This window comes from Streptomyces sp. NPDC059010, from assembly GCF_042740355.1.
In the GTDB taxonomy this organism is placed as follows: Bacteria; Actinomycetota; Actinomycetes; order Streptomycetales; family Streptomycetaceae; genus Streptomyces.
Window position 1 is genome coordinate 179,288 of sequence record NZ_JBHYJA010000001.1, and the last position, 22,840, is coordinate 202,127.

Below are 22,840 nucleotides of genomic sequence, written 5' to 3' on the forward strand. Positions count from 1 at the left end.
GCACACTGGCCCCATGACCACGCGTCGCAGAAACTGCCCCGAGTGTCGTCGTGAGATCGCCGTCGTCGCCGGTCGGTTCGCGCGGCACGATCCGCCTGGCGCGCGGGAGCACGGGGAACTCGTGTCGTGTCCGGGATCCCGGCGCCAGGCGCAACTCGGCGCCGCGCAGCCCGCCCTGGACGGGTACGTCGTGCCCGAGTTCCCCGGACAGCTCCCCCTGTTCTGAGGCCCCGAAAGCCGACCGACCCACCCACCGAGCCGCTCGTCGAGCCTCACCGGCGCGAGCCCACCTTGAGCCCCTCTCGAAGGCCGGTCCCTAGGCCCGCCCCTAGTTGCCCGCCCGCACGTCCATCCGAGGCACCAGCCCGTCCCCGTCGAACCGGTACACATGCTCGACCGTCTGCTCCGCCCACCGGTCACCCGACGCGTCACGCATCCCCGGCCGTACGGTCGCCACGACCGCCTCGCCGTCCTCGTCCCGGCGCAGGCCCTCCAGCCGTACGAAGGGATGTCCGGCGGTGAACTGCCGGGCCCAGTAGGCGTGTACCGCGTCGTGTCCGTGCAGCCGGGCTCCGTCCAGGACGTTCGGCCAGTCCACGTCGGGCGCGAGGCACCGTTGCATGAAGGTCTCCCGCTCGTCCGTGGAGAAGACCTCGTACATGCGCCGCAACAGCGCCTCCTGGACGGCGGGAACCCCCTCGGCGCCCAGGAACTTCAGTTCCCCGCCACCGACTTCACCGCCACCGAAACCGGAGCCGACCCGCTGATCAGTTCGAGCGTCAGGCCGGTCGTCGCCGGGGTGTCGAGCAACTCCGCGAGTACGGCGGCCACGTCGTCGCGCGGGATGGGACCGCGGCCGGTGCGGGCCTCCAGGCGTACCTGGCCGGTTCCGGCGTCGTTCGTCAGCATGCCGGGGCGCAGGATCGTCCAGTCCAGGGCGTCCAGGCCGCGCACGTACTCGTCGGCCGCGCCCTTGGCGCGCAGATAGACGTCGAAGATCTCGCTGCCCTCGTGCTGCGGGTTCGCGCCCATCGACGACACGATCAGGAAACGCCGTACGCCCGCCCGGACCGCCGCGTCCGCGAACAGGACCGCAGCCCCCTTGTCCACCGTGTCCTTGCGGCCGGTCCCGCTGCCGGGGCCCGCGCCGGCCGCGAAGACTGCCGCGTCCGCACCCTGCAACCGTGCCGCGACCTCCTCGACCGAGGCCGACTCCAGGTCCAGCACGACGGGTTCGGCTCCGGCGTCCCGTAGGTCGTCGGCCTGTTCGGCCTTGCGGATGATCCCCGCGACCTCGTCTCCGCGCGCGGCGAGCAGCCTCTCCAGCCGCAGCGCGATCTGACCATGACCACCAGCGATGACAATGCGCATGTTTCCGACCGTACGCCCGGACGGCCGCATCCGCCGCACGACTTCAGCCACGCCCCATGCCTCTGGGGCGCGCACCACATGTGCGAGCGCCGAGCGGGGCAGCTACGAGCGCCACCGTTCCGAACTCGCGCCGAGCGCACGCAACTGGGCGCTGACCCCCGGCGCACAAGCCGATCGCGCGCGCCCGCCCACCCCCACCCCCACCGCGCCCGCCCACCCCGCAGCCTCACCCTTCAGGACAACTCTCCCCGTCCCTGCCGCGGCAGCCCCAACTCCGCCGCCACAGCCGAGTTGCAGTACTCCCGCACCGCGCTCGTCCGTGCCACTACGCGCCCCCGGTGCACCACGATGCGGCTGTACGCGAGCGACAGCGCACCCGCCAGCCGGTCCCCGCGTACCGCCAGCAACTCGGCCGGGAAGCCCGCCTCCACCCGCACCTCGGGCAGGCCCAGCACCGCACGCGCCGACGTGCTCACGGCGTCGTAGGCGTCCTCGGGGCGCAGTCCGTGGCGTGACGCGAGCAAGTAGGCGGCCTCCAGCGGGTCCCCGCGTCCCACCGGGTTCGATACGTCCCGCAGGGCGCCGCTTCCGGCCGCGACGCGTACGCCGGCCGCGCGCAGCAGTCGTACGGGCGCCGTGGCCCGCCGTTCCGCGCCCCCGCAGCCGCCCTGGGGCAGGCACACCACCGTCACCCCGGCCGCCGCGAGCTGGTCCGCGGTACGGGAGGCGGCCTGGGCCGGCAGGCGCCCCAGGCCGCCGCACGGGCCGAGCGCGACGCCGGGGCGCAGCCCGCCGGCCATCGCCGCGAGGCGGGCCAGACGCGCGGGGTCGGTGGCGTCGGTGTGCAGGTCGACGGGGCAGCCGTGCTCCGAGGCGACCTCCAGGACCGCCTCCACGTAACCCGTGGGATCCGGATCCAGGTCGGGACAGCCGCCGACCACCGAGGCGCCCATCTTGACCGCGTCCCGCAGCATCGCGAGCCCGTCGGCGCCGGCCACTCCGGTCAGCAGCCGGGGCATCGCCACCGTCGTCAGTTCGGTGAGCCCGCGCAGCGAACGCCGTGCCTGCAGTACGGCGGCCAGCGGGCCCAGACCCTGGACGTCGCCCACGCGCACGTGTGCCCGCAGCGCGGTCGCCCCGTGCCCCAGCTGCAGCAGAGCGGCCTCGGTGGCTCGGCGCTGCACGTCGTGGGGTTCGTACGAGACCGGTCCGCCCTCGTCGGCGGAGAGCGCGGTGTCGCCGTGGGCGTGCGGTTCGGCAGGGGCCGGCAGGAGCAGATAGCCGCTGAGATCCACGCGCGCGCCGCACACGCGTGTGCCGTCGCCCGCCAGGCTCCCGGCCGTACCGACCGCCTCGATGCGCCCGCCGACCAGCCGGACGTCCACGGTCCGGCCGTCGTTGAGCCGCGCCCCGCACAGCAGCAGTGCGGTCGGGTCGGCCGGTCCGGACGAGCCCGACGAGGACGACGAGTGGGGCGGCTGGGGCTGACTGTCGGGCATCGCGTTCCAGAGGTTCGGGGCTGCGCGTCGGGGCTGTGGGGAGGGTGCCGGGCAACTGCGCCGGGCACGCAAGATCACGCAGAGTGAGACGAGCCTAGGGTGGCTGTCCCGCCCTGGCGTGCAGGAGCGCAATAGTCGTACCGGTGTGGTCCGCCGGAGGGGAGCCCCGTGCGCCGTGCTGCAGTGGCCTGCGAGGTGCCGGTTCACTCAGCCGATCGGCCGCAGGGAGGCGCTGCGAAACGGATTTGGGTGAACGGCAGCCGAGCGTGTAATGTCTTCATCGCTCGCCCCAATAGCTCAGTCGGTAGAGCGTCTCCATGGTAAGGAGAAGGTCTACGGTTCGATTCCGTATTGGGGCTCTGGTGTGGGAGGTTCCCGTCGCAAGGCGGGGGCCGATCGCATCACAGCGGTGTAGCTCAGTCGGTAGAGCAAGCGGCTCATAATCGCTGTGTCACCGGTTCAAGTCCGGTCACCGCTACTGACAGTAGCCGATTGTGGGGTCGGTCCTTCGATCGGCTACTCTTCTATGCGTTAAATCATTCCTATCCGTTCGTCAAGGAGCACTCACGTGGCTGCCACCGACGTCCGCCCGAAGATCACGCTGGCCTGCGTGGAGTGCAAGGAGCGGAACTACATCACCAAGAAGAACCGGCGTAACAACCCGGACCGTCTTGAGATGAAGAAGCACTGCCCGCGTTGCAACGCGCACACCGCGCACCGCGAGACGCGATAAATCAGGCTCGTACGCGAGGCCGCCCCCGCAGTCTGGGGGGCGGCCTCGCGTCGTTTCCGCCCCGGTTACCGGTCGGTTCCGGGCCCCAGGTGCAGCAGCCGGATGAATCGACCGGGTGAACCAGCAGGTCATCCCCAGCAGACAGCAGGAGGTACCGAGCCATGGCGCTCGACCAGTCCTTCGTGGGGCGGAGCTACCCGCCCACCGACCCCTATGAGGTGGGCCGGGAGAAGATCCGTGAGTTCGCGGAGGCCGTGGGGGACACCAACCCGGCGTACCTGGACCCGGAGGCCGCCAAGGCGCTCGGCCACTCGGATGTGATCGCCCCGCCGACCTTCGTCTTCGCGATCACGTACAAGGCCGCGGCGCAGGCCGTCCGGGATCCCCAGTTGGGCCTGGACTACAGCCGGGTGGTGCACGGCGACCAGAAGTTCGCCTACACCCGCCCGGTGCGTGCCGGTGACCGGCTGACCGTCGTCTCGACCATCGAGGCGATCAAGTCCATGGCGGGCAACGAGATCCTGGACATCCGCGGCGAGGTCCACGACGAGGCGGGGGAGCATGTCGTGACCGCCTGGACGAAGCTCGTGGCCCGTGGGGCGGACTCCGCAGAAGGGGAGGCCTGAGACCGATGACGGCGAAGATTGCGTACGGTGACGTCGAGGTCGGCACCGAGCTGCCCACCCAGACCTTTCCCGTGACCCGCGCCGCGCTCGTCCAGTACGCGGGCGCCTCCGGTGACTTCAACCCGATCCACTGGAACGAGAAGTTCGCCAAGGAGGTCGGGCTGCCGGACGTCATCGCGCACGGCATGTTCACCATGGCCGAGGCGATCCGTGTGGTCACCGACTGGACCGGCGACCCGGGCGCGGTCGTCGAGTACGGCGTCCGCTTCACCAAGCCCGTCGTCGTACCGAACGACGACCAGGGCGCCACGGTCGAGGTCAGCGGCAAGGTCGCGGTCAAGCTCGACGACAACCAGGTGCGTGTGGACCTGACCGTGAAGAGTGCCGGGCAGAAGGTGCTCGGGATGTCGCGGGCGGTCGTACGGCTGGCGTGAACGGCACGCGCGTGCCGTGAGGTAAGGGGCGTTCTCCATGGCGGGGCGCCCCTTACGTATGTCCGCCTCCCCTTACGCATGTTTGCCCCCTTACGTATGTCCGTCTCCCCGCATTCCCGTACCGCTTCCCGGCGGCCCCTTGACCTAGTTAGTGATTGAGTACTAACTTAACTCTCATGGCCAGGATGAGCGCAGAAGAAAGGCGCGAGAGCGTCATCCGTGCGGCGACCGCCGAGTTCGCCCGCGGTGGCTACTACGGCACGTCGACCGAGGCGATCGCCAAGCGGGTCGGCGTCTCGCAGCCGTATCTCTTCCGGCTCTTCCCGGGCAAGAAGGCGATCTTCCTCGCGGCGGCCGAGCGCTGCGTGGAGGACACCACCCGGATGTTCACCGAGGCGGCCGAGGGGCTGGAGGGTGAAGAGGCCCTGCATGCCATGGGTGCCGCGTACCGGAAGGTCGTCTCGGAGCAGCCCGAGCGGCTGATGATGCAGATGCAGATGTACCTCGCCGTGGCGGCCGCCGAGCAGGAGGGCGACCGCGAGTTCGGCGAGACCGTGCGGGCCGGCTGGATGCGGCTGTGGGACGCGGTTCATCTGCCGCTGGGGGCGGACGTCAATGAGACGACGTCCTTCATGGCGTACGGCATGCTCATCAACTGCCTGGTGGCCATGGGCTTCCCTCCTGAGCATCGGGTCTGGAGAGGGATGGACCCGGTGGACGGGAACGAGGGGCGGTCGTAGGGGCGGGGAGCGGCGAAGGCTCGCCCGCCTTTTTCTCGGACCGTAAAAGTTAGTGATCGATAACTATCCAGACGGTAAACAGTCATCCGCAGCAAGCGCAACGCATCACCCCAGGGGGAGCGATGTCACAACACACCGAACCGAACGCGCGGACAACCCGCCGGGGCGGGGCCGCCTGGGCCCTCGTCATCACCAGCGTCGCCGGATTCATGGCGTCGCTCGACAACCTCGTGGTCACCACCGCGCTGCCCTCCATCCGCGAAGACCTGGGTGGAGAGCTGCACGACCTGGAATGGACGGTGAGTGCGTACACACTCACCTTCGCCGTCCTGCTGATGTTCGGCGCGGCGCTCGGTGACCGCTTCGGCCGTCGCCGGCTCTTCCTCGTCGGCATCACGATCTTCACCGGCGCGTCCGCCGCCGCGGCCGTCGCGCCCGGCATCGACTCCCTCATCGCCGCCCGCGCGGTCCAGGGCGCCGGCGCGGCGATCATGATGCCGCTGACGCTGACCCTGCTGACGGCGGCCGTGCCCGCGGCCAAGCGGGGGACGGCCTTCGGTATCTGGGGTGCCGTCAACGGGCTCGCGATCGCGTCCGGGCCGCTCATCGGCGGCAGCCTCACCGAGCACATCTCCTGGCAGTGGATCTTCTGGCTGAACGTTCCGCTGGGCCTCGCCCTGCTGCCGCTGGCCCGCCTGCGCCTCGCCGAGTCGCACGGCACCGGCGCCCCGCTGGACATCCCCGGCACCCTGCTCGCCAGCGGTGGCCTGTTCGGGATCGTGTACGGCCTGGTGCGCGGCCCCGCCGACGGCTGGACCGGGCGTCTGGTCCTGACCGGCCTGTTCACCGGAGGCGCGCTGCTCGTCGGGTTCGTCCTCTACAGCACCCGCGCCAAGAACCCGATGCTGCCGATGCGGCTGTTCCGTTCCCGGGCGTTCTCCGGGATCAACGCCGCGAGCATGCTGATGTTCTTCGGCATGTTCGGTTCGATCTTCCTGCTCAGCCAGTACATGCAGGGCGTGCTCGGCTACACGCCGACCGAGGCGGGGCTGCGGATGCTGCCGTGGACCGGCATGCCGATGCTCGTCGCGCCGATCGCCGGCATCCTGTCCGACCGCATCGGGGGCCGTCCCGTCGTCGCCACCGGCCTGTTCTTCCAGGCGGCCGGGCTCGGCTATCTGGCCTCCGTGACCACCGTGGATGCCTCCTACACCGCCCAGCTGCCCGGCCTGATCATCAGCGGTATCGGCATGGCCCTGTTCTTCGCCCCGGCCTCCAACCTGGTCATGTCCAGCGTCCGCGCCTCCGAGCAGGGCATCGCCTCCGGCGCCAACAACGCCCTGCGTGAGGTCGGCGGTGCGCTCGGTATCGCCGTCATGGCGTCGATCTTCTCGGCGCAGGGCGGCTACGAGACCGGCCAGACCTTCGTCGACGGCTTGCGGCCGGCCCTGATCACCGGCGCCACGGTGGTGGCCCTCGCCGGTCTCGCGGCCCTGACCATCCCGGCCCGGCGGCGGGGTGGCGAGGCGGTGAGCGCGGGCGAGCAGGCGTCGGATCGCGTGCTGGAGACGGCCTCGCGCTGAGCCCTTCGACCCGGACGACCCGACCGACCCCCCTCACCCCACCGACCGCATCGCCCCCGCCCCGGACCTTGAGGAGCAGTCATGCCCACCCTTCCCTGGACCGTCCCGAATCCCGCCCCGAGCAACACCGAGGTGCACGTCTTCGCCTCCCGCTTCGAAACCCGCACCCTCTGGGGAGCGTTCCGCTTCCTCGCCCGTACGCCGGGTGTGTGGCGGCAGGTGAGCCGGGCGCCCGGGGCGTACGGCGCCTCCCTGAAGGCCGAGCCGTTCAAGCGGACCTTCTGGACGCTCTCCGCCTGGGAGTCGCCCGCCGCGCTCAAGGAATTCGCCCGCTCGGGCACCCACGCCCCGACCTCGCGGGGCCTGTCGGCCCAGATGCGGGACGCGAAGTTCGCCACCTGGCAGGTGTCGAGCGACGAGCTTCCCCTCGACTGGACGGAGGCGTTCCGTCGCCTGACCTGAACGGCACGCGCGCGTGGTGCGTGCTTCGGCCCCGGCGCTCAGCCCCGGTGCTCTCCACGGGTGCCGGGGCTGTCAGTGCCGTCTCGTACTCTTGAGCGCGTGCTGGAACTCCACGACGCCCCCCTCGCCCCCCTCACCACCTTCCGGCTGGGCGGCCCCGCCACCCGCCTGGTCACCGCCACCACCGACGCCGAGGTGATCGACGTCGTACGCGAGGCGGACGCCGCCGGGACGCCCCTGCTGCTCATCGGCGGCGGATCGAACCTGGTCATCGGAGACAAGGGCTTCGAGGGCACCGCACTCGTCATCGCCACCAAGGGCTTCGAGCTGGACGGCACCACCCTCGAACTGGCCGCCGGCGAGGTGTGGACCGAGGCCGTCGCCCGCACTGTCGAGGCCGGGCTCGCCGGCGTCGAGTGCCTCGCCGGAATCCCCGGCTCCGCGGGCGCCACGCCGATCCAGAACGTCGGCGCGTACGGCCAGGAGGTCTCCTCGACGATCACCGAGGTGATCGCGTACGACCGCCGGTCCGGCGAGACCGTCGTCGTCCCGAACTCCGAGTGCGCCTTCTCCTACCGCCACAGCCGCTTCAAGGCCGACCCCGAGCGCTACGTCGTCCTGCGTGTCCGCTTCCGGCTGGAGGACGCCGACGGCCTCTCCGCCCCCGTCAAGTACGCCGAGACGGCCCGCGCCCTCGGCGTCGAGGTCGGCGACCGCGTCCCCCTGGCGGCCGCGCGCGAGACGGTGCTGAAGCTGCGCAGCGGCAAGGGCATGGTCCTGGACCCCGAGGACCACGACACCTGGTCGGCCGGGTCCTTCTTCACCAACCCGATCCTCACCGACGAGCAGTTCGCCGCGTTCCACGCGCGTGTGCGCGAGCACCTCGGCGACGGCGTGGAGCCGCCCGCCTACCCGGCGGGGGAGGGGCACACCAAGACCTCCGCGGCCTGGCTCATCGACAAGGCGGGCTTCACCAAGGGATACGGCACCGGCCCCGCCCGCATCTCCACCAAGCACACCCTCGCCCTCACCAACCGCGGCGAAGCGACCACCGAGGACCTCCTGACGCTCGCCCGCGAGGTCGTCGCGGGCGTCCGCGAGGCCTTCGGCATCACGTTGGTCAACGAGCCGGTGACGGTCGGCGTCAGCCTCTAGGCCGGGCTCTGGGTCGGGCGGCGGAAGGCGGCCTTCAGTAGGCGACGCCCACCCCCTGCTTCACCGTCGTCGGGTCCCCGAGCATCTGCAGCATCGCGTGCGCCACATCGGCCCGCCCGATGAATCGCCCCTTGCGGGGAAAACCGCCCACGACCGTGCGGTACCTGCCGGTGACCGGCTTGTCCTGCAGACGCGGAGGCCGGACGACCGTCCAGTACCTGGCGCTGCGAGCAACCTCGGCCTCCATCTCCCGCAGGTCGGCGTAGATGTCCTTCAGAACCGCCGACACGACCCCGCGCACGGCACGGTCCAGGAACCCATCCCCCTCCGGCTCAGGTCCGACCGGCGCGGCACTCACCACGAGCAGCCGCCGCACCTCCTCGGCCTCCACGGCCGCCAGTACCGTACGGGTCAGCCGTACCGCGACCCCCGCGTCCCCGCGGCCGCGGGCGCCGAGCCCCGACAGCACGGCGTCCCGTCCGGCGACGGCGGGCCGTAGCGCGCCGGGGTCCGTGAGGTCCGCGCGGAACACCTCCAGACGGTCACCGGCGAGGGGCAGGCGCGCGGGGTCCCGTACGACGGCCGTGACCTCGTGACCGGCGTCCAGGGCCTGGCGGACGATCTCCTTGCCGATGCCTCCGGTGGCGCCGAAGACGGTGAGTTTCATGAGGGCTCCCGTGTGCATGAGATGGGTGGGTGAGTATTCACTCACCCCCTGCTCCCTCTAGAGTGAGTAAGTACTCACCCACCCGTCAAGGGCGATTGGAGATCTCATGGAGAACAAGCCGACCCGGGTCCGGCTTCTCGACGCCGCGCACGACCTGATGCTCACGGTCGGGCTGGCGCGGGCCACGACCAAGGAGATCGCGCGGGCGGCCGGATGCTCCGAGGCGGCGCTGTACAAGCACTTCGACAGCAAGGAGGAGCTGTTCATCCGCGTGCTCACCGAGCGGCTGCCCCCGCTCCGCCCACTGCTCGGCAGCCTCGCCGCCGAGCCGGGCCGGTACTCCCTGGAGGAGAACCTCACCGAGATCGCCCGCCAGGCCGCGCTGTTCTACGAACAGAGCTTCCCGATCGCCGCGTCGCTGTACGCGCAGACCGAGCTCAAGCGGCGGCACGACGACGCCGTACGGCAGATGGGGGCGGGTCCGCATGTGCCGATCCAGGAGCTCGACACGTATCTGCGGGCCGAGCAGGAGCTGGGGCGGGTCAGCACGGACGCGGACACGTACGCGGCGGCGTCACTGCTGATGGGCGCCTGCGCGCAGCGGGCCTTCGCCTACGACGCGACCAAGGAGGCCGTACGGCCTCCTGCCGACGAGTTCGCCGCCCGGCTGGCCCGCACGCTGCTCGCCGGCATCGCCGACTGACCCGGCCGACCGACCTCGCCGTGCTGCCGCCCCGCGGGGCCTAGGCGAGCCAGTCGTCCACCCCCGCCAGCAGCTTGCCCTTCACCTCCTCCGGCGCGGCCGACCCCCGCACCGACTGCCGGGCCAGCTCCGCCAGTTCCTCGTCCGTGAAGGCGTGGCAGTGGCGCGCGATGTCGTACTGCGCGGCGAGACGGGAGCCGAAGAGCAGCGGGTCGTCGGCGCCGAGGGCCATCGGGACCCCGGCCTGGTACAGGGTCCGCAGCGGGACGTCCTCCGGCTTCTCGTAGACGCCGAGGGCGACATTCGACGCGGGACACACCTCGCAGGTCACGCCCCTGTCGGCGAGGCGCTTGAGCAGCCGCGGGTCCTCGGCCGCCCGCACCCCGTGGCCGATCCGGTGCGCGTCCAGGTCGTCCAGGCAGTCACGGACCGAGGACGGGCCGGTCAGCTCACCGCCGTGCGGAGCCGACAGCAGGCCGCCCTCGCGCGCGATGTGGAAGGCCCGGTCGAAGTCCCGCGCCATGCCCCGGCGTTCGTCGTTCGACAACCCGAAGCCGACCACGCCCTGGTCGGCGTACCGCACCGCGAGCCGCGCCAGTGTGCGGGCCTCCAGGGGATGCTTCATCCGGTTCGCGGCGACCAGGACGCGCATTCCGAGCCCCGTCTCCCGCGACGCCGTCTCCACCGCGTCCAGGATGATCTCCAGCGCCGGGATCAGCCCGCCCAGCCGAGGCGCGTACGACGTCGGGTCGACCTGGATCTCCAGCCAGCCGGAGCCGTCCCTGACGTCCTCCTCCGCGGCCTCTCTGACCAGCCGCTGGATGTCCTCCGGCTGTCGCAGGCACGAGCGCGCCGCGTCGTACAGGCGTTGGAAGCGGAACCAGCCCCGCTCGTCCGTCGCCCGCAGCTTCGGCGGCTCCCCGCTGGTCAGCGCGTCGGTCAGCGCCTCGGGCAGGCGCACACCGTACTTGTCGGCCAGTTCCAGCAGGGTCGTCGGCCGCATCGAGCCGGTGAAGTGCAGGTGCAGATGGGCCTTCGGCAGCTCAGAGACATCACGTACACGCTCCATTCCAGGATCCTGCCGCACGCCCCACCCGTCCCGGTAGCGCTTTCCCCGAACGTGGTCTTGCTCGCACGCGCAAACGACGAACGGGCCGCTCCCCGAGGGGAACGGCCCGCCACCACCTCCTCATGTGAGGAGGTGGTCAGTCCCTGGCCTCGGCCAGCAGCTTCTGGATCCGGCTCACGCCCTCGACGAGGTCCTCGTCACCGAGCGCGTACGACAGCCGCAGATAGCCCGGCGTGCCGAACGCCTCACCCGGGACGACCGCGACCTCGGCCTCCTCCAGGATCAGCGCGGCCAGCTCGACCGTGTCCTGCGGGCGCTTGCCGCGGATCTCCTTGCCGATCAGCGCCTTGACCGACGGGTACGCGTAGAAGGCGCCCTCGGGCTCCGGGCAGAGCACACCGTCGATCTCGTTGAGCATCCGCACGATCGTCTTGCGGCGGCGGTCGAAGGCCTCGCGCATCTTCGCGACCGCGTCCAGGTCACCGGAGACGGCGGCGAGGGCGGCCACCTGGGCCACGTTCGAGACGTTCGACGTGGCGTGCGACTGCAGGTTGGTCGCGGCCTTCACCACGTCCTTCGGGCCGATGATCCAGCCGACCCGCCAGCCCGTCATGGCGTACGTCTTGGCGACACCGTTGACCACGACGCACTTGTCGCGCAGTTCGGGAACGAGCGCGGGCAGCGACACGGACACCGCGTCGCCGTAGACAAGGTGCTCGTAGATCTCGTCCGTCATCACCCACAGGCCGTGCTCGACGGCCCAGCGGCCGATCGCCTCGGTCTCGGCCTCGCTGTAGACGGCGCCGGTCGGGTTGGACGGCGACACGAAGAGGACGACCTTCGTCTTCTCCGTACGGGCGGCCTCCAGCTGCTCCACGGAGACGCGGTAGCCGGTGGTCTCGTCGGCGACGACCTCGACCGGGACACCGCCGGCGAGGCGGATCGACTCCGGGTACGTGGTCCAGTAGGGGGCCGGGACGATGACCTCGTCGCCCGGGTCGAGGATCGCGGCGAAGGCCTCGTAGATGGCCTGCTTGCCGCCGTTGGTGACGAGGATCTGCGAGACGTCGGGCTCGTAGCCGGAGTCGCGCAGCGTCTTCGCGGCGATCGCGGCCTTCAGCTCGGGCAGACCGCCGGCCGGGGTGTAGCGGTGGTACTTGGGGTTCTTGCAGGCCTCGATCGCGGCCTCGACGATGTAGTCCGGAGTCGGGAAGTCGGGCTCACCGGCGCCGAAGCCGATCACCGGACGCCCGGCGGCCTTGAGGGCCTTGGCCTTCGCGTCCACGGCGAGGGTGGCGGACTCGGAGATCGCGCCGACTCGGGCGGAGACCCGGCGCTCGGTGGGAGGGGTTGCAGCGCTCATGGGCCCATCGTTTCAGACTGGAAACGCGGGCGGCACGCGGGTTTCACGGACTGAACACCGGTTGAACAACCATCCGGATCCATGCCACGGCCAGGGCGATCTTGCGTTGTCGCCCCGGCGATCCCCAGGCGATCTTCCGTTCCCCAAGCCCCCATCGGCCACTTTCTGTTCGACCTGACGCTCCGGACCACGTACACTCTCACCTCGTTGGCCTTCAACGGCCCGCAGCCGGACGGTGCACACCGAGCACCCGGTTGGATGCGGTACGTTGGGGGACGAACCAAAGGGTCGTAGCTCAATTGGTAGAGCACCGGTCTCCAAAACCGGCGGTTGGGGGTTCAAGTCCCTCCGGCCCTGCTACACACACCTTCGCCAGGATGTGTGCGCATGTACGTACAGCATTGCATCGCCGTGCGGCTCAGACCGGGCGCGGCACGGCCACGACCCGGAATCAGGTGAGGACGAGTGACGGACGCCGTGGGCTCCATCGACATGCCTGATGCCCAGGATGAGGCGCCGGAGTCCAGCAAGAAGACCCGCAAGGGCGGCAAGCGTGCCAAGAAGGGCCCGCTGAAGCGACTCGCGCTCTTCTACCGCCAGATCGTCGCGGAACTCCGCAAGGTCGTCTGGCCTACGCGCAATCAGCTGACGACGTACACCACCGTGGTGATCATCTTCGTGGTCATCATGATTGGCCTGGTGACCGTGATTGACTATGGGCTCGACCACGCTGCCAAGTACGTCTTCGGCTGAGCCAAGAGCGAAGGGCGCCGTGGTTACCGGCGCCCCTTTCGCATGTTCCACCCCTATGTATCCAGGAAGAAGCAGCCACCGTGTCTGACCAGAACCTGAACGACACCGTCGAGCCGGATGAGTCCGTGGAAGACGAGCTCGACATCGTCGAGGGCGCGGACGACGACCAGGACGAGGTCGAGGCTGCCGATGCCGAGGCGGGCGAGCCGGCCGAGGAGGCCGCGCTGCACGTGGAGGACGCCGAGGACACGGAAGAGGCCCCCGAGGAGGAGGCCGAGCCCGTCGACCCCGTCGTCGCCCTGCGCGAGGAGCTTCGCACGCTGCCCGGCGAGTGGTACGTCATCCACACCTACGCCGGTTACGAGAACCGCGTGAAGACCAACCTGGAGCAGCGCGCCGTCTCGCTGAACGTCGAGGACTACATCTTCCAGGCCGAGGTGCCGCAGGAAGAGGTCGTCCAGATCAAGAACGGCGACCGCAAGACGATCAAGCAGAACAAGCTGCCGGGTTACGTCCTCGTCCGTATGGACCTGACCAACGAGTCCTGGGGCGTTGTCCGCAACACCCCCGGCGTCACCGGCTTCGTGGGCAACGCCTACGACCCGTACCCGCTGACCCTGGACGAGATCGTCAAGATGCTCGCCCCGGAGGCCGAGGAGAAGGCCGCCCGCGAGGCCGCCGAGGCCGAGGGCAAGCCCGCCCCGCAGCGCAAGGTCGAGGTCCAGGTGCTGGACTTCGAGGTCGGCGACTCGGTCACCGTCACCGACGGTCCGTTCGCCACGCTGCAGGCCACGATCAACGAGATCAACGCCGACTCGAAGAAGGTCAAGGGCCTGGTGGAGATCTTCGGCCGCGAGACGCCGGTCGAGCTCTCCTTCGACCAGATCCAGAAGAACTAAGCAGTACGGCAGCTCTTCACGAAGGGCCTTCCGTCGGCGGTTTTCCGCTGGTGGGAGGCCCTTTTCGTCGTATGTGTCAGCACGCGCGACGACCGCGTTCCCAATAAATGTGTGTTGCACCACAACCATCCGGTGCCACCACAGGTCTGACTTGATGACCGAAACGCGTGGACAGCGTTCTTCATGGTGTTCCCCAGCTCTTTGTGGCGGTTTGCCCTGGGCTGCTCGCTGCCCGCGTCAGCCTTCGGCGTCTTCCGAGTCACACACCGAGTCACACACCAAGAAGTGGGGGAACTTCCTCATGCGTGCTCGATCCATCCTGGTCGCGGCGGCGGCGTCCGCCTGTGTGCTGCTGTCCACGACCTCCGCGGTCGCCGGTACCGGCCCGGCCCCTTCGCCGGGCAAGCAGAACCTGACCGCCCGTTCGACCGCCCCGTCCGAGGCCGGCAACCCGCTCAGCGCCAAGGCGCAGGCCGCCGGTGTCTGCTCCGACGCCTACCAGATCGGCGCCACCGCCTACATCAACCGGGCCGGCGCGCACGTCGCCTCGGTGAAGCAGTTCTACTCGCCCAGGTGCAAGGCGAACTACGGCTACGTCTGGGTCTGGCAGAGCTACCGCGACAAGGTCAAGGACTACGACGTCAGCACCGGCGTCTACAGCTACGCCCGTGACGAGATCGTGGGCCAGGACTGGTGGAACGCCACCAACGGCCAGGAGTTCTGGTCCCTGCCCGCCGACACGGCCGGTGAGTGCACCTCGGCCATCGGAACGCTGCGCGCACCGGGTGACCCGGTGCCGGGACAGGCCACGACCGCGAAGCGCTGCTGACCGCCCCTCCGGCTCTCGGTCCCGGCCGTCGCGCGGCGGCCGGGACCCAGGGGCCGGGGCGAGGGCGCGGGGTGCGCACGACCGGTTGCCTGAGCTGCCGGTTTTGGTCCTGACGCGTTACCCGTTATCGTTGTGCGGTATGCCTCCATCCGGATGATCCGGACGTTCACCGTTCCAGGTGACCAGCGGGACGGATGAAGGCGGAACACCTCTCACTAAGGACCCGGAGAGAGCATGCCTCCCAAGAAGAAGAAGGTCACGGGGCTTATCAAGCTCCAGATCCAGGCCGGTGCGGCCAACCCGGCTCCGCCGGTCGGCCCCGCGCTGGGTCAGCACGGCGTCAACATCATGGAGTTCTGCAAGGCCTACAACGCCGCGACCGAGTCGCAGCGCGGTTGGGTCATCCCGGTGGAGATCACGGTCTACGAGGACCGTTCCTTCACCTTCATCACCAAGACCCCGCCGGCCGCGAAGATGATCCTCAAGGCCGCTGGTGTCGAGAAGGGCTCTGGCGAGCCGCACAAGACCAAGGTCGCCAAGATCACCGAGGCGCAGGTCCGCGAGATCGCCACCACGAAGATGCCCGACCTCAACGCCAACGACCTGGACGCCGCGTCGAAGATCATCGCCGGCACCGCCCGTTCCATGGGCATCACGGTCGAGGGCTGACCTCAACCCCCGTACGACAAGCAGACACGTGGAAGGGCCCTGCTCGGCCCGGACCACGACTCCTAAGCACACACAGGAGCAGTAGTGAGCAAGCGCAGCAAGACTCTCCGCGCTGCGGACGCCAAGATCGACCGGGACAAGCAGTACGCCCCGCTTGAGGCCGTCCGTCTCGCCAAGGAGACGTCCACGACCAAGTTCGACGGCACCGTCGAGGTCGCCTTCCGTCTGGGTGTCGACCCGCGTAAGGCCGACCAGATGGTCCGTGGCACCGTGAACCTTCCGCACGGCACCGGTAAGACCGCCCGGGTCCTGGTCTTCGCGACCGGTGACCGTGCTGCGGCCGCGGAGGCCGCGGGCGCCGACATCGTCGGCTCCGACGAACTGATCGACGAGGTCTCGAAGGGCCGCCTGGACTTCGACGCCGTCGTCGCCACCCCGGACCTCATGGGCAAGGTCGGCCGCCTCGGCCGCGTGCTCGGTCCGCGTGGTCTGATGCCGAACCCGAAGACCGGCACCGTCACCCCCGACGTGGCCAAGGCCGTCACCGAGATCAAGGGCGGCAAGATCGAGTTCCGCGTCGACAAGCACTCGAACCTGCACTTCATCATCGGCAAGGTGTCCTTCGACGACACCAAGCTGGTGGAGAACTACGGCGCCGCGCTGGAGGAGATCCTCCGTCTGAAGCCGTCCGCCGCCAAGGGTCGTTACATCAAGAAGGCCGCCATCACCACCACGATGGGCCCCGGCATCCCGCTCGACCCGAACCGCACCCGCAACCTCCTCGTCGAGGAGGACCCGGCCGCGGTCTGAGCCACCGGCTCACCAGGCTGTACGACGGGCCTCGCACCCTTCCCGGGTGCGGGGCCCGTCCCCTGTCTCCGGCCTTTGCCCCCGTCCGTCGTCTCCGTCCGTCGTCTCCATCCGTTTGTCAGTGCCCTGGGTTAACTTTCATTCACGGGGTTCGCACAGGGGGGGGACGAATGACGAGCACGAGGGCGCGCCGGTCGGCGTTCTGGATCGCGCTGCTGACCGCGCTGGCGGCTCTGGCCGCCTGCACCTCCTCCGGCCGCTCCGACGAGAAGGCCCGCGCCACGCCCTCCCGCGCCGTCACGGCCGCCCTGCGCACCGTCGAACGCTCCACCGACCAGGCCCGGTCCGCCCGGGTCAAGTCCACGACCAGCATGGGCTCGGCGCTCTCCATGAAGGCTGACGGCACCCTCGCCTGGCGCGACGGCCTCACCGGCGCCCTGAAGATCACCTACACCGGCGGCACGACGGCCGACACGATGCGCCGCCTCGGCACCACGTCGATGGAGGCCCGCTACCTCCCCGACGCCTATTACGCGCGCATGGGCGAGGCGTTCGCCGAGAAGGCCGATGGCAAGCACTGGATCAAGTACGCCTACGACGACCTGGAACAGCTCGCCGGCAGCTCCGGAGCCGACCTCGCGGACCAGATGCGCGGCACCGCGCCGCACACGTCGGTGAAGCTGCTGCTGTCCTCCAAGGACGTACGGAAGGTCGGCGAGGAGACGGTCAGCGGCGGGCGCACCTCGCACTACTCCGGCACGGTGCACGGCGAGGGCGTCACTTCCCAGACCGTCGACATATGGGTCGACCACCGGAACCTGCTGGTCAAGAAGGTCGAGAAGGGCCGGACGGCCACGGGACCGCTCACCCAGACCGCGTACTACAGCGACTACGGAGTGAAGGCCGCGGTCCAGAGACCTCCGACGGGGGACACCGCGGACCTCAAGGACCTGCTGAGGGACTCCGAGGGACTCTGAGAAGCTGGGCGTGGAACTGCGCGAGCAGGGCCGTACGGGCCGATTTGCCTGACGGCGATCGAGTCCCGTACTCTCCTACAGAAGCCCAAGACCGCTGGTCGTTGCCGTGCGCTCGCAAGAGAGTGCGGTGGCCGAAGGATCCGCTGAAAATGCGGACGACCCGCGCAGGTGACAGTGGAAGAACTCCCGGAGTGCGTGCGTCAAGCGCGTTCAACCGGTCGAGTCCGCCCCGTGCGCCTGCGCCGGGGCGTTTCGTTTTCCCCAGTCCTCCTTCGGGTCCGCGCGGTCAGAATCACCCGGAAGGAGGCCGAGGCTCATGGCGAGGCCCGACAAGGCTGCCGCAGTGGCCGAGTTGACGGAGCAGTTCCGCAACTCCAACGCTGCCGTGCTTACCGAGTACCGCGGTCTCACCGTGGCGCAGCTCAAGACGCTGCGTCGTTCGCTCGGTGAGAACGCCCAGTACGCCGTGGTGAAGAACACGCTGACCAAGATTGCGGCCAACGAGGCCGGGATCAACACGCTGGACGACCTGTTCAACGGTCCGACGGCTGTCGCCTTCGTCACCGGTGACCCGGTGGAGTCGGCGAAGGGTCTCCGTGACTTCGCCAAGGACAACCCGAATCTCGTCATCAAGGGCGGTGTCCTTGACGGTAAGGCGCTCAGCGCCGACGAGATCAAGAAGCTTGCGGACCTTGAGTCCCGCGAGGTTCTGCTCTCCAAGCTGGCCGGTGCCTTCAAGGCGAAGCAGTCCCAGGCTGCCTCCGTCTTCCAGGCGCTGCCGTCGAAGCTCGTCCGCACCGTGGACGCGCTGCGCGCCAAGCAGGACGAGCAGGGCGGTGCCGAGTAACTCGGCTCGCACAATGACCGCCGCCTGACGCGGTGGTCGTAGCGGGCCGAACGTACGCCCGCCAGACATGTACATCCGGCACCAGCCGAATTTAGTGGAAGGAAAGCCATCGTGGCTCTCACCCAGGACGAACTGCTCGCCGAGTTCGAGAACATGACCCTGATCCAGCTCTCCGAGTTCGTGAAGGCGTTCGAGGAGAAGTTCGACGTCACCGCCGCCGCTGCCGCGCCGGTCGTCGTCGCCGGTGGTGCCGCTGGTGGCGCCGCCGCCGAGGCCGTCGAGGAGAAGGACGAGTTCGACGTCATCCTCACCGGTGCCGGCGACAAGAAGATCCAGGTCATCAAGGTCGTGCGTGAGCTGACCTCCCTGGGCCTGAAGGAGGCCAAGGACCTCGTGGACGGCGCCCCGAAGCCCGTTCTTGAGAAGGTCGCCAAGGACGCCGCCGAGAAGGCCGCCGAGTCCCTCAAGGGCGCCGGCGCCTCCGTCGAGGTCAAGTAAGACCTTCCGGCCGAGCAGGCCTACGCGGTCGGGTACGACCGCCGCGCGTGCTGAAAGCAGCCGTCCAGGGCTGTAACGCAGTCGCACCGAAGAGCGATCATCCATTCGGGTGGTCGCTCTTCGGCGTTCCTGGGGGCGCGGCCACGGTTGCCTTGCACCCGCGCGGGCGGGGGGTATGGTGATCTTCGTCGTGTCTCCGGGCCGTCCTGGGTTCGGGCATGGGGGCCTTGACGAACCGCACGCAGCGCGCAATTCTCAGGACGCGTCGCCACAAGGATCCGAATCCGAGGCATGGATCGGCGACGAAGAGGGCAGTATCAACGTGCATTGAGGGCAAGCATGCCGAGGGCGTTGAGAACAACGAGGGTCGCGAAAAACCCGCACTGGACATCAGTGTGCCAAGTGGCTACACTGACCCTTTGCGCTGCCTGTTAGCTGTCCCCTGCCCGTCACCAGGGGCATGCCCTCGCTTGAGCACCGATGACCGGACCATCCCTGACCTGGCCATTCTTTGGTTGGAGAGGGAAACCCCTGTCTACGTGCCCCGGTGAGGGGCCGGTACGCGCGTAGTGAGTCCGAGCCCTCGGAAGGACCCCCTCTTGGCCGCCTCGCGCAACGCCTCGACCGCGAATATGAACAACGGCGCCAGCACCGCCCCGCTGCGCATCTCCTTTGCAAAGATCAAGGAGCCTCTTGAGGTTCCCAACCTGCTCGCGCTGCAGACCGAGAGCTTTGACTGGCTGCTCGGGAACACCGCCTGGCAGAGTCGGGTCGAGGAGGCTCTGGAGTCCGGTCAGGACGTCCCCACCAAGTCCGGTCTGGAGGAGATCTTCGAGGAGATCTCCCCGATCGAGGACTTCTCCGGGTCGATGTCGCTGACGTTCCGCGACCACCGTTTCGAGCCGCCGAAGAACAGCATCGACGAGTGCAAGGAGCGCGACTTCACGTACGCCGCCCCGCTCTTCGTGACGGCTGAGTTCACCAACAACGAGACCGGCGAGATCAAGTCCCAGACGGTCTTCATGGGCGACTTCCCGCTCATGACGAACAAGGGCACCTTCGTCATCAACGGCACCGAGCGTGTCGTGGTGTCGCAGCTCGTCCGTTCGCCCGGTGTCTACTTCGACTCCTCCATCGACAAGACGTCCGACAAGGACATCTTCTCGGCCAAGATCATCCCGTCCCGGGGTGCCTGGCTGGAGATGGAGATCGACAAGCGCGACATGGTCGGTGTCCGTATCGACCGCAAGCGCAAGCAGTCCGTCACCGTCCTGCTCAAGGCGCTCGGCTGGACCACCGAGCAGATCCTTGAGGAGTTCGGCGAGTACGAGTCGATGCGCGCCACCCTGGAGAAGGACCACACCCAGGGCCAGGACGACGCGCTGCTCGACATCTACCGCAAGCTGCGTCCGGGCGAGCCCCCCACGCGTGAGGCCGCGCAGACGCTCCTTGAGAACCTGTACTTCAACCCGAAGCGCTACGACCTCGCCAAGGTCGGCCGCTACAAGGTCAACAAGAAGCTGGGTGCGGACGCCCCGCTCGACGCCGGCATCCTGACCGTCGAGGACGTCATCTCGACGATCAAGTACCTGGTGAAGCTGCACGCGGGCGAGGCCGAGACGGTCGCCGACAGCGGTCAGACGATCGTTGTCGAGACCGACGACATCGACCACTTCGGCAACCGTCGTCTGCGCAGCGTCGGCGAGCTCATCCAGAACCAGGTCCGTACGGGTCTGGCGCGTATGGAGCGTGTCGTCCGTGAGCGCATGACGACCCAGGACGTCGAGGCGATCACGCCGCAGACCCTGATCAACATCCGGCCGGTCGTCGCCTCCATCAAGGAGTTCTTCGGCACCAGCCAGCTGTCGCAGTTCATGGACCAGAACAACCCGCTGTCCGGGCTGACGCACAAGCGTCGTCTGTCCGCGCTCGGCCCGGGTGGTCTGTCCCGTGAGCGGGCCGGCTTCGAGGTCCGTGACGTGCACCCGTCTCACTACGGCCGTATGTGCCCGATCGAGACGCCCGAAGGCCCGAACATCGGTCTGATCGGTTCGCTCGCCTCGTACGGCCGGGTCAACGCGTTCGGCTTCGTCGAGACGCCGTACCGCAAGGTCGTCGACGGCCAGGTCACCGACGAGGTGGACTACCTGACCGCCGACGAGGAGGACCGCTTCGTCATCGCGCAGGCCAACGCCACGCTCAACGACGACATGCGGTTCGCCGAGGCCCGCGTCCTGGTCCGCCGTCGTGGCGGCGAGGTCGACTACGTCGGTGGCGAGGACGTCGACTACATGGACGTCTCGCCGCGCCAGATGGTGTCGGTCGCGACCGCCATGATCCCGTTCCTTGAGCACGACGACGCCAACCGTGCCCTCATGGGCGCGAACATGATGCGTCAGGCCGTGCCGCTGATTAAGTCCGAGGCCCCGCTCGTCGGCACCGGCATGGAGTACCGCTCCGCCGTCGACGCCGGCGACGTGGTCAAGGCCGAGAAGGCGGGTGTGGTCCAGGAGGTCTCCGCCGACTACATCACCACCGCCAACGACGACGGCACGTACATCACGTACCGCCTGGCCAAGTTCGCCCGTTCCAACCAGGGCACCTCGGTCAACCAGAAGGTCATCGTCCTTGAGGGCGACCGCGTCATCGAGGGCCAGGTCCTCGCCGACGGTCCGGCCACCCAGAACGGCGAGATGGCGCTGGGCAAGAACCTGCTCGTGGCGTTCATGCCGTGGGAGGGTCACAACTACGAGGACGCGATCATCCTGTCGCAGCGCCTCGTGCAGGACGACGTCCTCTCCTCGATCCACATCGAGGAGCACGAGGTCGACGCCCGTGACACCAAGCTCGGCCCCGAGGAGATCACCCGGGACATCCCGAACGTCTCCGAGGAGGTCCTCGCCGACCTCGACGAGCGCGGCATCATCCGCATCGGTGCCGAGGTCATCGCCGGTGACATCCTCGTCGGCAAGGTGACACCGAAGGGTGAGACCGAGCTGACGCCGGAGGAGCGCCTGCTGCGCGCGATCTTCGGTGAGAAGGCCCGTGAGGTCCGTGACACCTCGCTGAAGGTGCCGCACGGCGAGACCGGCAAGGTCATCGGCGTCCGCGTCTTCGACCGCGAGGAGGGCGACGAGCTTCCCCCCGGTGTGAACCAGCTGGTGCGCGTCTACGTCGCGCAGAAGCGCAAGATCACCGACGGTGACAAGCTCGCCGGCCGGCACGGCAACAAGGGTGTCATCTCGAAGATCCTTCCCATCGAGGACATGCCGTTCCTCGAAGACGGAACTCCGGTCGACATCATTCTCAACCCGCTGGGCGTGCCGTCCCGAATGAACCCGGGACAGGTCCTGGAGATCCACCTCGGCTGGCTCGCCAGCCGCGGCTGGGACGTCTCCGGCCTCGCGGACGAGTGGGCGCAGCGCCTCCAGGCGATCGGCGCCGACCAGGTCGACCCGGGCACGAACGTCGCGACCCCCGTCTTCGACGGTGCGCGCGAGGACGAGCTCGCGGGTCTGCTGCAGCACACCATCCCGAACCGCGACGGCGAGCGCATGGTGCAGCCGACCGGTAAGGCGAGGCTGTTCGACGGCCGCTCCGGTGAGCCGTTCCCGGACCCGATCTCCATCGGGTACATGTACATCCTCAAGCTGCACCACCTGGTCGACGACAAGCTGCACGCCCGCTCGACCGGCCCGTACAGCATGATCACCCAGCAGCCGCTGGGTGGTAAGGCCCAGTTCGGTGGCCAGCGCTTCGGTGAGATGGAGGTGTGGGCGCTGGAGGCTTACGGCGCCGCGTACGCCCTCCAGGAGCTGCTGACCATCAAGTCCGACGACGTCACCGGCCGCGTGAAGGTCTACGAGGCCATCGTCAAGGGCGAGAACATCCCCGAGCCCGGCATCCCCGAGTCCTTCAAGGTGCTCATCAAGGAGATGCAGTCGCTCTGCCTGAACGTGGAGGTGCTGTCCAGCGACGGTATGTCCATCGAGATGCGTGACACCGACGAGGACGTCTTCCGCGCAGCGGAGGAGCTCGGCATCGACCTGTCCCGGCGCGAGCCGAGCAGCGTCGAAGAGGTCTGACGGGAGTCCGGCGGGGCCCTCACCCACAGGGCCCCGCCGACCCCCAGGCCCCCGTTTCAGACCCCAAG

General features: G+C 68.9%; 24 protein-coding genes and 3 tRNA genes. 21 read left to right on the forward strand and 6 right to left on the reverse strand.

Features of this window, described 5'->3' with window-relative positions; genetic code table 11:
* Positions 1-13 precede the first annotated feature (13 nt).
* The gene (locus ACFWYS_RS00880; protein WP_384761802.1) at positions 14-226 is read left to right on the forward strand and encodes a hypothetical protein; all 213 of its coding nucleotides are present in this window, start codon (positions 14-16) and stop codon (positions 224-226) included.
* Between the two features lie 102 nt (positions 227-328).
* Here ACFWYS_RS00880 and ACFWYS_RS00885 read toward each other — a convergent pair whose 3' ends face one another.
* From ACFWYS_RS00885 to ACFWYS_RS00895, 3 genes are all read right to left on the reverse strand, one after another.
* Positions 329-661 carry a nuclear transport factor 2 family protein gene (locus ACFWYS_RS00885; protein WP_384762218.1) on the reverse strand — a complete coding sequence of 111 codons (333 nt, stop codon included), beginning with the start codon at positions 659-661 and terminating at the stop codon, positions 329-331.
* 53 nt (positions 662-714) lie between these two features.
* Positions 715-1,371, reverse strand: coding sequence for an SDR family oxidoreductase (locus ACFWYS_RS00890; protein WP_384761804.1), 657 nt, complete (start codon positions 1,369-1,371; stop codon positions 715-717).
* A gap of 233 nt (positions 1,372-1,604) precedes the next feature.
* Positions 1,605-2,870, reverse strand: coding sequence for an amidohydrolase family protein (locus ACFWYS_RS00895; protein ID WP_384761806.1), 1,266 nt, complete (start codon positions 2,868-2,870; stop codon positions 1,605-1,607).
* Between the two features lie 286 nt (positions 2,871-3,156).
* Between ACFWYS_RS00895 and ACFWYS_RS00900 the strand changes: the two genes are divergently transcribed.
* The 9 genes from ACFWYS_RS00900 (at position 3,157) to ACFWYS_RS00940 (ending at position 8,603) form a co-directional block, all read left to right on the forward strand.
* Positions 3,157-3,229 (forward strand) — tRNA-Thr (locus ACFWYS_RS00900).
* 46 nt (positions 3,230-3,275) lie between these two features.
* Positions 3,276-3,348 (forward strand) — tRNA-Met (locus tag ACFWYS_RS00905).
* Positions 3,349-3,438: 90 nt separating this feature from the next.
* On the forward strand, positions 3,439-3,603 hold the full coding sequence (rpmG, locus tag ACFWYS_RS00910; RefSeq protein ID WP_003948671.1) for a 50S ribosomal protein L33: 165 nt from the start codon (positions 3,439-3,441) through the stop codon (positions 3,601-3,603).
* Positions 3,604-3,764: 161 nt separating this feature from the next.
* The gene (locus ACFWYS_RS00915) at positions 3,765-4,229 is read left to right on the forward strand and encodes a MaoC family dehydratase N-terminal domain-containing protein (protein WP_272112599.1); all 465 of its coding nucleotides are present in this window, start codon (positions 3,765-3,767) and stop codon (positions 4,227-4,229) included.
* Between the two features lie 5 nt (positions 4,230-4,234).
* Positions 4,235-4,663: a MaoC family dehydratase gene (locus tag ACFWYS_RS00920; RefSeq protein ID WP_384761808.1), complete on the forward strand. Its 429-nt coding sequence runs from the start codon at positions 4,235-4,237 to the stop codon at positions 4,661-4,663.
* Positions 4,664-4,839: 176 nt separating this feature from the next.
* The gene (locus ACFWYS_RS00925) at positions 4,840-5,403 is read left to right on the forward strand and encodes a TetR/AcrR family transcriptional regulator (RefSeq protein ID WP_384761810.1); all 564 of its coding nucleotides are present in this window, start codon (positions 4,840-4,842) and stop codon (positions 5,401-5,403) included.
* Between the two features lie 122 nt (positions 5,404-5,525).
* Positions 5,526-6,986, forward strand: a complete 1,461-nt coding sequence (locus tag ACFWYS_RS00930; RefSeq protein ID WP_384761812.1) for an MFS transporter — start codon at positions 5,526-5,528, stop codon at positions 6,984-6,986.
* Between the two features lie 81 nt (positions 6,987-7,067).
* Positions 7,068-7,448, forward strand: a complete 381-nt coding sequence (locus ACFWYS_RS00935) for a DUF3291 domain-containing protein (RefSeq protein ID WP_384761814.1) — start codon at positions 7,068-7,070, stop codon at positions 7,446-7,448.
* A gap of 99 nt (positions 7,449-7,547) precedes the next feature.
* Positions 7,548-8,603: a UDP-N-acetylmuramate dehydrogenase gene (locus tag ACFWYS_RS00940; RefSeq protein WP_384761816.1), complete on the forward strand. Its 1,056-nt coding sequence runs from the start codon at positions 7,548-7,550 to the stop codon at positions 8,601-8,603.
* Between the two features lie 34 nt (positions 8,604-8,637).
* On the opposite strand, the gene ACFWYS_RS00945 is transcribed toward ACFWYS_RS00940, so the two are convergent.
* On the reverse strand, positions 8,638-9,270 hold the full coding sequence (locus ACFWYS_RS00945) for an NAD(P)-dependent oxidoreductase (protein ID WP_384761818.1): 633 nt from the start codon (positions 9,268-9,270) through the stop codon (positions 8,638-8,640).
* Between the two features lie 106 nt (positions 9,271-9,376).
* Between ACFWYS_RS00945 and ACFWYS_RS00950 the strand changes: the two genes are divergently transcribed.
* The gene (locus tag ACFWYS_RS00950) at positions 9,377-9,973 is read left to right on the forward strand and encodes a TetR/AcrR family transcriptional regulator (protein WP_384761820.1); all 597 of its coding nucleotides are present in this window, start codon (positions 9,377-9,379) and stop codon (positions 9,971-9,973) included.
* 40 nt (positions 9,974-10,013) lie between these two features.
* Here ACFWYS_RS00950 and ACFWYS_RS00955 read toward each other — a convergent pair whose 3' ends face one another.
* Together ACFWYS_RS00955 and ACFWYS_RS00960 are read right to left on the reverse strand one after the other, a co-directional pair.
* A complete protein-coding gene (locus ACFWYS_RS00955; protein WP_384761822.1) occupies positions 10,014-11,042 on the reverse strand; it encodes an adenosine deaminase in 1,029 nt (342 codons plus the stop codon).
* A 136-nt stretch (positions 11,043-11,178) separates the two neighbouring features.
* The gene (locus tag ACFWYS_RS00960) at positions 11,179-12,405 is read right to left on the reverse strand and encodes a pyridoxal phosphate-dependent aminotransferase (RefSeq protein WP_272112608.1); all 1,227 of its coding nucleotides are present in this window, start codon (positions 12,403-12,405) and stop codon (positions 11,179-11,181) included.
* Positions 12,406-12,689: 284 nt separating this feature from the next.
* Here ACFWYS_RS00960 and ACFWYS_RS00965 point away from each other — a divergent pair.
* The 10 genes from ACFWYS_RS00965 (at position 12,690) to rpoB (ending at position 22,772) form a co-directional block, all read left to right on the forward strand.
* Positions 12,690-12,762, forward strand: a tRNA-Trp gene (locus ACFWYS_RS00965).
* A 108-nt stretch (positions 12,763-12,870) separates the two neighbouring features.
* Positions 12,871-13,158, forward strand: a complete 288-nt coding sequence (gene secE / locus ACFWYS_RS00970) for a preprotein translocase subunit SecE (RefSeq protein ID WP_272112609.1) — start codon at positions 12,871-12,873, stop codon at positions 13,156-13,158.
* Positions 13,159-13,238: 80 nt separating this feature from the next.
* Entirely contained in the window at positions 13,239-14,057 is an 819-nt protein-coding gene (gene nusG, locus ACFWYS_RS00975; protein ID WP_384761824.1) for a transcription termination/antitermination protein NusG, read from the forward strand.
* Between the two features lie 301 nt (positions 14,058-14,358).
* The gene (locus ACFWYS_RS00980) at positions 14,359-14,886 is read left to right on the forward strand and encodes a hypothetical protein (RefSeq protein WP_384761826.1); all 528 of its coding nucleotides are present in this window, start codon (positions 14,359-14,361) and stop codon (positions 14,884-14,886) included.
* Between the two features lie 234 nt (positions 14,887-15,120).
* Positions 15,121-15,555 (forward strand): 50S ribosomal protein L11, encoded by a 435-nt coding sequence (gene rplK, locus ACFWYS_RS00985; protein WP_016645192.1) that lies wholly within the window; start codon positions 15,121-15,123, stop codon positions 15,553-15,555.
* Between the two features lie 84 nt (positions 15,556-15,639).
* The gene (rplA, locus tag ACFWYS_RS00990; protein WP_384761828.1) at positions 15,640-16,365 is read left to right on the forward strand and encodes a 50S ribosomal protein L1; all 726 of its coding nucleotides are present in this window, start codon (positions 15,640-15,642) and stop codon (positions 16,363-16,365) included.
* A 170-nt stretch (positions 16,366-16,535) separates the two neighbouring features.
* Complete coding sequence (locus ACFWYS_RS00995) at positions 16,536-17,342, forward strand: hypothetical protein (RefSeq protein ID WP_384761830.1); 807 nt, start codon at positions 16,536-16,538, stop codon at positions 17,340-17,342.
* Positions 17,343-17,658: 316 nt separating this feature from the next.
* Complete coding sequence (gene rplJ, locus ACFWYS_RS01000) at positions 17,659-18,189, forward strand: 50S ribosomal protein L10 (RefSeq protein ID WP_272112615.1); 531 nt, start codon at positions 17,659-17,661, stop codon at positions 18,187-18,189.
* A 108-nt stretch (positions 18,190-18,297) separates the two neighbouring features.
* The gene (gene rplL / locus ACFWYS_RS01005; protein WP_272112900.1) at positions 18,298-18,687 is read left to right on the forward strand and encodes a 50S ribosomal protein L7/L12; all 390 of its coding nucleotides are present in this window, start codon (positions 18,298-18,300) and stop codon (positions 18,685-18,687) included.
* Between the two features lie 599 nt (positions 18,688-19,286).
* Positions 19,287-22,772 (forward strand): DNA-directed RNA polymerase subunit beta, encoded by a 3,486-nt coding sequence (gene rpoB / locus ACFWYS_RS01010; RefSeq protein WP_384761833.1) that lies wholly within the window; start codon positions 19,287-19,289, stop codon positions 22,770-22,772.
* Positions 22,773-22,840: the final 68 nt, after the last annotated feature.